This is a genomic window from Tateyamaria sp. (genome assembly GCF_059783535.1).
Genome location: NZ_JBYNDP010000084.1, coordinates 1 through 10,050, shown reverse-complemented (window position 1 = coordinate 10,050; position 10,050 = coordinate 1). Strand labels below are relative to the sequence as shown.

The window sequence follows — 10,050 nt, the reverse complement described above, 5'->3', positions numbered from 1 at the left end:
TCTATTGGCAACGCTGGTTCTGTCCGGCACGGCGCGGGCAGAGGGAGATGAGAAAATCATCTCGTCGCACGGGTACTCCTTTTATGGCGATCTGAAATACCCCGCAGACTATCCGCATTTCGATTATGTAAATCCGGACGCACCAAAGGGTGGTGAACTGGCGATTGGCTTTGTCGGGACGCTCGATTCAATGAACCCTTATGCGCGCCAGGGGCGTGCGCATCTGTTCTCGGTCATGATGTATGAAAGCCTGTTGGGTGAAGCACCCGGGGGCGGCGCCGCGCCGGCCGACGTCTACGGTGAATACTATTGCCTGTTGTGCGAACGCTTAGAGTATCCCGAGGACCGTTCTTGGGTCATCTTCTACATGCGTCCTGAGGCGCGCTTTTCTGACGGCACGCCGGTAACGGCCCACGATATCGCCTTCAGCCACAACCTGCTTCTGGATCAAGGCTTCAAGTCTTATGCAGACGCTGTGCGCAAACGCATTCCCAAGGTCGAGGTGATCGACAATCACACGATCAAATTCTACTTCACAGACGGAATCTCGCGTCGGTCACTGATCGAACAGGTCGGCGGCGTGCCGGCATGGTCAAGAAAATGGTACGAGGAAACAGGCGCGAAGCTGAACGAAAGCAGGCTGGATATCTCGCCGGGCTCTGGGGCCTACATGGTCGAAGATGTGGATATCTCGCGCCGGATCGTGCTGAAACGGAACCCGGACTACTGGGGCAATGATCTTCCGTTCAACGTTGGCCGGAACAACTTTGACCGCCTGCGGGTGGAAATGTTTGGCGACAGCGCCGCTTCGTTCGAGGCATTCAAGGCGGGTGAATACACTTTCCGGCCTGAAGGCGATAGCCGCATCTGGGCCACGCAGTATGACTTCCCCAAAGTGCAATCGGGCGACGTCGTAAAAAAGGAACTGCGGGACGGATCGCCGCCCACTCCTACTGGCATCATCTTCAACCTGGCATCGGATCAGCTGAAGGACCGCCGCGTGCGGGAAGCCGTGGCGCTCGGCTACAATTTCGAATGGACGAACGAAAGCCTGCAATACGGCCTGTTCAAACAGCGCGCCTCCTTCAGCCAGGGCACCCCCGTCATGGCGACCGAAGCTCCACAGGGGCTGGAACTGGAGTTGCTGCAGTCCTTGGGTGATTTGGTGCCCGAAGAACTGCTGACCGAACCTGCGCGTATGCCTCATACATCCAATCCGGAAACGTTGCGCGACCGTCGCAATCTGCGCAAGGCAATGCGTCTGCTGGATGACGCGGGATGGGAAGTGGGCGACGACGGATTGCGTCGCAACGCGAACGGAGAGACCCTGGCGCTGAACTTCCTGTTCAGCAGTTCCGCGTCTCCGACACTCACCGGTGTCATGGAAAACTTTGTGTCGAACGTGTCTGACATGGGCATCGATATCACGCTCGAACGGGTCGACTCGTCGCAATTCACGGCGCGCGAACGAGATCGGGACTATGATCTTCTCTATGACAGCTACGCGGCGTTCCTTGGCACAGGGACGGGCCTGCGCCAGCGATTTGGATCTGAAGACGCGGCATTCTCGCTGTTCAACCCTGCAGGACTGGCGAGCCCCTTGGTGGACGAACTGATCAATATATCCTTGCGGGCTGAAACGCGCGAAGAGGAAGAAGCGGCCATGATGGCGCTCGACCGAGCGCTGCGCCATGAGTTCTTCATGGTGCCCGTCTGGTATAATCCAAACCATTGGGTGGCTTACTACGATATGTACGAACACCCTGCGGTCATTCCACCCTACAACCTTGGCTACCTGGATTTCTGGTGGGTGAATGAAGACAAGGCCGCCGCCATCAAAGCGTCCGGCGCGCTGAGGTAAGGCAATGGGCCCCTATATCCTGCGAAGGCTGCTCTTGGTCATCCCGACCTTGCTGGGCATCCTGTTGGTCAACTTCACCCTGACACAATTCGTGCCCGGCGGTCCCGTAGAGCAGGCCATCGCGCGCGCGCAGGGTGGGGGTGACGTCTTTGGTGGCTTTGCCGGGGGCAACAATGATGCTGGGGCCGACGAGCTCGATACCGCATCCAACAGTGAATATGTGGGCGCGCGAGGGCTGCCACCTGAATTCATCGAGGAACTGAAAGCCGAGTTTGGGTTCGACAAACCACCCGTACAGCGCTTTCTGAACATGATCTGGAACTATGCCCGATTTGACTTTGGGGACAGCTACTTCCGATCTATCAGCGTCGTGGACCTGATTATTGAAAAACTGCCCGTGTCGATCACGCTGGGGCTTTGGTCCACACTTATCGCTTATCTCGTGTCGATCCCGCTGGGCATCCGCAAGGCGGTCAAGGATGGCACGCCATTTGATACCTGGACATCTGGCGCAATCATCGCGGCCTACGCCATCCCCGGGTTTCTATTTGCCATTCTGTTGCTCGTGCTCTTTGCCGGTGGCAGTTACTTCCAGATATTCCCGCTCCGCGGCCTGACCTCTGACAACTTCGATGACCTCAGTGCCTTGGGCAAAGTGGCCGACTATTTCTGGCACATCACTCTCCCGGTGTTGGCAGGTACAATTGGGGCCTTTGCCACGCTGACACTGCTGACCAAGAACAGCTTTCTGGACGAGATCAAAAAACTCTACGTGATGACCGCCCGCGCCAAGGGTCTTTCGGAACGCCGCGTGCTCTATGGCCATGTCTTCCGCAACGCCATGCTGATCGTCATTGCGGGTTTCCCCGCAGTGTTCATTGGCGTCTTCTTTGGTGGCTCCCTGATCATCGAAACCATTTTCTCGCTGGATGGTCTGGGGCGGCTCGGGTTCGAGGCGGCGGTGGCCCGCGACTATCCCATTGTCTTCGGGACGCTGTATATCTTTGGCCTCATGGGCCTATTGGTCGGCATCATCTCGGACCTGATGTACGTGCTGGTCGATCCGCGCATCGACTTTGAGCGGAGGGAAGGCTGATGGCTATGCCAGACCCCGTGATCGATACGGACAGCACGCCTGCCGCTGTGGTGCCAGCCCCGCGTCGCCCGTTCTTTTCCTTGTCGCCGCTGAACCAGCGCCGCTGGCGGAACTTCAAAAAGAACCGTCGTGCCTACTGGTCGCTCTGGATCTTCTCGATCCTGTTCGGACTATCTCTGGTCGCCGAACTGATCGCCTATGACAAGCCGATCCTCGTGCGGTATCAAGGCCAGTTCTATACCCCGATCTGGAACTTCTACCCCGAGACCGCCTTTGGCGGCGACTTCCGGACCGAGGCCAGTTATCGCGACCCTGAAGTGGAATGCCTGATCGTATCAGGTGGGCTAGATCTGTGTTTCGATGACCCCGAAGGCGTCATCGAAGACGCGCAGGATGGCGAGGTTGATGGCGAAGCGATCACCAAGGGCTGGACCATCTGGCCCCTTATTCCCTACAGCTTCGACACCGCCGTGGATCGCCCCGGCGCGGCCCCGCTGCCGCCCAATGGCGAGAACCTCTTGGGCACCGATGGCACCAAACGGGACGTGCTGGCCCGCGTCATTCACGGCTTCCGCCTGTCCGTCCTGTTCACCCTTGTGGTAACAGGGGCCTCAGCCGTCGTCGGCATCTTTGCAGGCGCGATACAAGGCTACTTCGGCGGGCGCACCGACCTGATCTTCCAGCGGATTATCGAGATCTGGTCCTCCACGCCCAGCCTTTACGTCATCATCATCATGTTCGCGATCCTGGGCCGAAGTTTCTGGCTGCTTGTGTTCCTTTTGATCCTGTTCGGTTGGACGGGCCTTGTGGGCGTGGTGCGGGCAGAATTTCTACGTGCCCGGAACCTCGAATATGTCCGCGCGGCGCGTGCGCTCGGCGTCAGCAACCTGACCATCATGTTCCGGCATATGCTGCCCAACGCAATGGTGGCGACGCTGACCATGCTGCCCTTCATCATCACGGGCACCATCTCGTCCCTCGCAGTGCTCGATTTCCTCGGCTTTGGCTTGCCGTCTTCCGCCCCCTCGCTTGGGGAACTGACGCTGCAAGCCAAGCAGAACCTGCAGGCCCCGTGGCTTGCCTTCACCGCCTTTACCGTGTTCGCCGTGATGCTCAGCCTGTTGATCTTTATCTTCGAAGGCATCCGCGACGCGTTCGACCCAAGAAAGACGTTCTCCTGATGGCGCTCCTACAAGTCAATGACCTGTGCGTCGGTTTCCGCCAGGACGGGCAGCTGACCGAGGCGGTCAGGGGCGTGTCTTTCCATGTGGACCGGGGCGAGACGGTTGCGCTGGTGGGGGAGTCCGGGTCGGGGAAATCGGTGTCCGCACTATCCACCGTGTCCCTGCTGGGCGACAGTGCCGAGGTGACGGGCTCCGTCACCTATGACAGTCAGGAAATGATCGGGGCGGAGGAGCGGCTGCTGCGCAAGGTGCGCGGCAACGACATCTCGTTCATCTTTCAGGAGCCGATGACGTCGCTGAATCCTCTCCATACGATTGCCAAGCAATTGGGCGAAAGCCTTGCTCTGCATCAGGGGATCGCCGGAGATGCGGCGCGGGAACGTATCCTTGAACTGTTGGACAAGGTGGGCATCCGCGACGCTGAGAGCCGTTTGAACGCCTACCCGCATGAACTGTCGGGCGGACAACGCCAGCGCGTCATGATCGCCATGGCGCTTGCCAACAAGCCGGACATCCTGATCGCTGATGAACCCACCACGGCGCTTGATGTCACCATCCAGGCGCAAATCCTCGATCTGCTGGGGGACCTCAAGACGTCCGAAGGTATGGGCTTGCTGTTCATCACCCACGACCTCGGCATCGTGCGGCGCATCGCGGATCGCGTCTGCGTTATGCAGAATGGCGAGATCGTGGAAACCGGTCCGACGAAAGAGATTTTCGACGCACCCAAGCACCCCTATACCCAAAAGCTGCTGAGCGCGGAGCCGACGGGCCAACCGTCGCCTGTGCCGCAGGACGCGGAGCTGGTTGCCGAAACGGAACACCTGAAAGTCTGGTTCCCCATCACTGCGGGTCTTCTGCGCAAGACGGTCGGCCATGTGAAGGCGGTGAACGACGCGACCATCAGGGTGCGCGCGGGCGAAACCGTGGGCATCGTGGGGGAAAGCGGATCGGGCAAGACCACGTTGGCGCTTGCCATCATGCGGCTGATCTCGTCCGAGGGGCGGATTGTCTATATGGGGCAGGACATCCGGGCTTGGTCCGTGCGCGAGCTGCGACGTTTGCGCAAGGATATGCAGATCGTGTTTCAGGACCCGTTCGGGTCTCTGTCACCCCGTATGACGGCGATGCAAATCATTGCTGAAGGGCTTGGTGTGCATGGCATTGATGATGGGCGCAGCGCGCGCGAGGTGGTGGCCGAAGTGATGACTGAGGTGGGCCTCGATCCCATGACCATGGATCGGTACCCGCACGAGTTTTCCGGCGGCCAGCGCCAGCGCATCGCCATTGCGCGGGCCATGGTGTTGCGACCCAAGCTGGTGGTGCTGGATGAACCGACCTCCGCCCTCGACATGACGGTGCAGGTACAGATTGTTGAGCTGCTGCGCGGGCTGCAGGAGAAATACGGGCTGGCGTTCCTGTTCATCTCGCACGACCTCAAGGTGGTGCGGGCCATGAGCCACAAGATGCTGGTGATGAAGCAGGGGGATATTGTCGAGCAGGGCGTGGCCGAGGATCTGTTTGAGCGGCCCCAGACCGACTACACCCGCCTGCTTTTGCAAGCCACGCATTGACGGAGGGCGACGTGCGTTGCCCCTTTTGGGTCAACGACACCCCGCCCGCCGTCCCTTCAGGCCAGGGCCAGTCCGATCACCATGGCCGCCAGCGCGATGACATGGATCAGCGTCATTGCCATGTCATTCCAGCGCCAGCCCACGATCAGCCAGCCGATCAGTCCGGCCAGGAACAGGTACATGTTCAGAGGCGCGAGCCCGATCGCGGTTGCGCCATAACCAAAGATTTGAATGACTGACGCGCCCCATTTGATCGTGTTTGTCTCGGTCGAGCGCCGCACGAGTGCGTTCATAGCCGTTCCAGATCAATGCATTTGGTGCGTTTGCCGTGCCACCAGTGGGTTTTGGGAAGGCTGACCCGGACGCAACGCCGTTGGCGGGTCGCTGTCATGAAAGTTTGAGCGTAGATGTTGAGCATGGAACACCTCTTGGGCGGTTAAGGAACATGATTAAATATTGATCCAACGGGCCGTTTATGCGACTCAAATGGAATGCTCATGTGTAAGCTGAACTGACATATGGAATGGCGCAGCCTTCCGCCTTTGGCGGCCCTTCGGGCCTTTGCCGCTTTTGTGGATACGGGCAGCGTGGTTGCAGCGGGGCAGGCGCTGTCGGTCAGCCATGCGGCTGTCAGCCAGCAATTGCGCGCGCTTGAGGCGCATCTGGGCGTGAGCCTCTTTGATCGCTCGGGGCGGGCCATGCGGTTGACCTCTGATGGTGAGATTCTGGCGCAAGGCTGTGCGGATGGCTTCGCGAGCATCACGCGCGCCGTGGCACTGGTGACGGGGGCCGAGGCGGCGCGTCCGCTGCATATCTCGCCCACACCCAGCTTTGCCTCTGCCTGGTTGATGCCCCGCCTGTCCGAGTTCCGGGTCAAGCATCCCGAGATCAATCTGGTGCTCAACCCGACATCAGACATTGTGAATTTGTCGCCCGGCGGTGTCGATCTTTCCATTCGCTATGGCGTTGGTGGATGGGAGGGGCTCGACAGCGAACTTCTGGTTCCAACGTCGATGGTGGTTGTCGCTGCGCCTGACCTTGTTGCCGGTCGCGATGTGTCCGACCCCTCCAGCCTTGGGGCGTTACCGTGGCTGGAAGAGGTTGGGACCACGGAAAGTTCGAGATGGCTGACCCAACGCGGAGCGGCCGACATGCCAAGGGGGCCGGTGACGCAGGTGCCCGGAAATCTCATGCTGGATGGGGCGCGGGACGGGCAGGGGCTTGCTGTCACCGTCCGCAACTTTGTTGCCGCTGACATCGCAGCTGGTCGGCTGGTGATTTTGCACGAGGATGCGGTCGATGGCGCAGGGTATCATCTTGTCACGCGCCCTGGCATTCTGCGCCCTGCACTGCGGGACTTTATCCGCTGGATCAGAAAGGCGGCGAAGGAATGATCCTGTTTCTTGGGCTTCTGATCCTGATCGGTGGCTTTCTGGCGTGGCGTGCGTGGTCGAAACGACAGTGGCAGCAAGAGGTGCTTGCCTCGCGCCTGACGGATGAAGAATGGCGTATCATCCGGGCGCAGGTGCCCTTGGTTCGCAAACTGCCGCCCGAGCTCAAGGAACCTTTTGAAGGCAAGGTTGCGCTGTTCCTTAACCAGATCGATCTGGTGGGGTGCGACGGGCTTGAAGTGACCGACGACATTGCGCTCAGCATTGCGGGGCAGGCGGCGTTGCTCGTTGTCGGTACGGAGGCCTGGTACAAGCACCTGACGACCGTGCTGATCTATCCCGGCGCGTTCAAATCCAAGCAAACCTTGCAGGATGGCTATGTGGTGACTGAGGAAGAGGTGGTGCGCCTTGGCGAAAGCTGGTCACGGGGCCCGGTCGTGCTGTCGTGGCGGGACGTGCAGCAGGGTGGGCTTAATGACAGCGATGGGTTGAACGTGGTCCTGCATGAGTTTGCGCACCAACTGGATGATCTGTCGGGCCAGACCGACGGTGCTCCGCCCATGGCCGAGGGCCAAAGCTTTGCGCGGTGGGCGCAGGTGATCGTTGCAGCCTATGATCGGCATGTCGCCAACACGCAGGCTGGACGGCGGACTGTGATCGATGCCTATGGCGCAACCAGCCACGAAGAGTTCTTTGCCGTCGCGGTCGAGCTGTTTTTTGAAAAGCCACACGCGCTTCAGGAGGCGGAGCCTGAAGTCTACGTGCAGCTGTCCAAGCTGTTGAACGTTGATCCAGCCAGTTGGCGCTAGGATTGCGGCCCGATCATAAAGCAGGTCATGTTGCGCGATTGCAGGCGACGGCAGGCCAGATCGGCCCCATCACGGGTCATGCCCATGAAATTGGCGTCAAAGCCCGTGGGGCGGCGCACAACCTTGCGCAAGCTGCCATCCAGCGATGACATCTCGGTCAAGGCGGTCTGCAGCAACACCTTCTCAGCCTTGTAGCGGCTGCCATAGCGACCCACATTCACACCCCAATGGCGGCCTCCGGACGTGGACACGCGGGTTACGACCTCGGGCTCCGCTCTCAGCGCCACCTGCGTGGGACGTGCCTCTGGACGAACCGTTGGTGGTGCCAACGCGGCAGTGACCGCAGTTGCAGCAGCGGGCGCCGGTGTCTCGCTGACTTGCGCCGCGACCAGGGCGGTTTGGATGTCATCCGGCAGGACGGTCGATGCAACGGGCGCTTCGGCGACCAGAACGGGGGCGGCGCTGCCGGGACGCATCTTGGGGCGATAGCTTGTTTTGACCGCGCCACTCAGGCGAATGATCTTGCCAGCACCCCGCGGCGCATCCTGGTTGCCCGCAACGATGATGGGCTCATCTCCAGGCACATAGCTGGGCTTGGATGGCTTGCGCAGTGGCGCGCGGCTGGGCGCACGGCGGAACCCAAGGTCCAGCAGCTCTGCCACCTTGGCATTGCGCGACGCGGTGGACTTGCCACCAAAAACCGTTGCGATAATGCGCTCGTTCCCACGCTCGGCCGATGCAACAAGGTTGAAACCGGCGGCACGGGTGTAGCCGGTTTTGATCCCGTCCGCGCCCCTGTAATTGGCCAGCATCCGACGGTTCGTGTTGTTCACGGTGGCGATCCCGGCATTGGTCGAAGTGCGCGAGAACAGATTGTAATACTGCGGATAATCATACAGCAGGTGCCGTCCAAGGGTGGACATGTCGCGGGCTGTGGACATGTGGCCGCTCTCGGTCAGACCATGCGCATTCTTGAAGGTCGTTCGGGTCATGCCCAGCGATTTGGCTGTCCGGTTCATGCGGCGTGCAAAGGCGGCCTCGGATCCCGAAATGGCCTCGGCAATGGCGGTGGCCGCATCATTGGCCGACTTCACGGCAGAGGCGCGGACCAGATACCGCAGCTTGATGCTGGACCCGGCGCGCAGGCCCAGTTTCGATGGCACCTCGGCCGCGGCCTTTTTCGAAATCTTCACCTTGGTGTCCATGGTGATCTCGCCGCGCTCGACCGCTTGAAAGACGACATAAAGCGTCATCATCTTGGTCAGTGATGCGGGGTGCAACTGCGTGTCCGCGTTGCGGGAATGCAAGACTTCACCCGTCCGGGCGTCCATCACGAATGCCGCATAAGGCGCCGCCATGACAGAGGCGGGCACAATGACCACCATCCACAACAATGCAAAAAGAATAAGCCCTAGCCGGGCCGGCTGTGCGCGCCGAACCTTCACGGTAAACCTGCCTATATCTGCCTCTGGCCGTCGATTATTCGACTGACCTTTTTTGTAATTGCCGCCACGCTAACACAGGTCGCAGTTTCGATAAAGTGTTGATGCGGCTCACGTTTCCGTTTTTCTGCACCCGCATCAAACAACATGTGGGGGATGCGGCAACGCATGGCCCCAAAAAGGGCGATTGTGGCAGGAATGTGGCGGCGGCTTATCGCTGCGACTGCAGAAAGTCGGACAAGGCCCCCAAATCAGGCAGGGCAGCGTATCTCGGGTGTCCCTCTGGCGCGTCGGCAGCCTCCAGATCCCAGGCCAGATCATGGGGCACAAAGACACCAAAACCGCCCGCATCAATCATCGGACGGACATCGGATTTCATCGAATTGCCAACCATCATACCGCGGTCTGCGCCGCCAAAGCCCTCAAAGATGCGAGCATAGACAGCCGGGGTTTTGTCCGACACGATCTCGACCCCGTCAAATAGATCACCCAGACCGGATTGCGCCAGCTTGCGCTCCTGATCCAGCAGATCGCCCTTTGTTATCAACAGAACCGGGCCATGTTCCTTGGCGCGCGCCACGGCCTCGTCCGCGTGGGGCAACAGGTCGATGGGATGGCGCAGCATATCCTGACCAGCCGCGATCAGATCGCCAATGACATCTCCTGGCACCCGGTTTTCGGTCACCTCAAGGG

At 60.1% G+C, this 10,050-nt stretch carries 9 protein-coding genes; 6 read left to right on the top strand and 3 right to left on the bottom strand.

Translation table 11 applies throughout. From position 1 onward, the window contains the following. Nucleotides 1-4: 4 nt before the first annotated feature. The 4 genes from AC6RA8_RS15235 to AC6RA8_RS15220 are packed head-to-tail and all read left to right on the top strand — an operon-like array spanning nucleotide 5 to nucleotide 5,715. The gene (locus AC6RA8_RS15235; protein WP_500353639.1) at nucleotides 5-1,861 is read left to right on the top strand and encodes an extracellular solute-binding protein; all 1,857 of its coding nucleotides are present in this window, start codon (nucleotides 5-7) and stop codon (nucleotides 1,859-1,861) included. A 4-nt stretch (nucleotides 1,862-1,865) separates the two neighbouring features. After that, a complete protein-coding gene (locus AC6RA8_RS15230; RefSeq protein WP_189368120.1) occupies nucleotides 1,866-2,957 on the top strand; it encodes a microcin C ABC transporter permease YejB in 1,092 nt (363 codons plus the stop codon). After that, nucleotides 2,957-4,138, top strand: coding sequence for an ABC transporter permease (locus AC6RA8_RS15225; protein WP_500353623.1), 1,182 nt, complete (start codon nucleotides 2,957-2,959; stop codon nucleotides 4,136-4,138). The genes AC6RA8_RS15230 and AC6RA8_RS15225 overlap by 1 nt, the downstream gene beginning before the upstream one ends. Further along, complete coding sequence (locus AC6RA8_RS15220) at nucleotides 4,138-5,715, top strand: ABC transporter ATP-binding protein (protein ID WP_500353621.1); 1,578 nt, start codon at nucleotides 4,138-4,140, stop codon at nucleotides 5,713-5,715. The genes AC6RA8_RS15225 and AC6RA8_RS15220 overlap by 1 nt, the downstream gene beginning before the upstream one ends. Nucleotides 5,716-5,771: 56 nt before the next feature. On the opposite strand, the gene AC6RA8_RS15215 is transcribed toward AC6RA8_RS15220, so the two are convergent. After that, nucleotides 5,772-6,008, bottom strand: a complete 237-nt coding sequence (locus AC6RA8_RS15215; RefSeq protein ID WP_299599837.1) for a DUF6552 family protein — start codon at nucleotides 6,006-6,008, stop codon at nucleotides 5,772-5,774. A gap of 225 nt (nucleotides 6,009-6,233) precedes the next feature. Between AC6RA8_RS15215 and AC6RA8_RS15210 the strand changes: the two genes are divergently transcribed. Beyond that, nucleotides 6,234-7,109: a LysR family transcriptional regulator gene (locus AC6RA8_RS15210; RefSeq protein WP_500353619.1), complete on the top strand. Its 876-nt coding sequence runs from the start codon at nucleotides 6,234-6,236 to the stop codon at nucleotides 7,107-7,109. Next, nucleotides 7,106-7,915 carry a M90 family metallopeptidase gene (locus AC6RA8_RS15205; RefSeq protein ID WP_500353617.1) on the top strand — a complete coding sequence of 270 codons (810 nt, stop codon included), beginning with the start codon at nucleotides 7,106-7,108 and terminating at the stop codon, nucleotides 7,913-7,915. The genes AC6RA8_RS15210 and AC6RA8_RS15205 overlap by 4 nt, the downstream gene beginning before the upstream one ends. Here the strand turns inward: AC6RA8_RS15205 and AC6RA8_RS15200 are convergent. Together AC6RA8_RS15200 and AC6RA8_RS15195 are read right to left on the bottom strand one after the other, a co-directional pair. Further along, on the bottom strand, nucleotides 7,912-9,300 hold the full coding sequence (locus AC6RA8_RS15200; RefSeq protein WP_500353615.1) for a D-alanyl-D-alanine carboxypeptidase family protein: 1,389 nt from the start codon (nucleotides 9,298-9,300) through the stop codon (nucleotides 7,912-7,914). The two genes, AC6RA8_RS15205 and AC6RA8_RS15200, sit on opposite strands and share 4 nt — an antisense overlap. A 268-nt stretch (nucleotides 9,301-9,568) precedes the next feature. Beyond that, nucleotides 9,569-10,050 (bottom strand): HAD family hydrolase (locus AC6RA8_RS15195; RefSeq protein ID WP_500353613.1); only part of this gene is annotated, 482 nt, incomplete at its 5' end.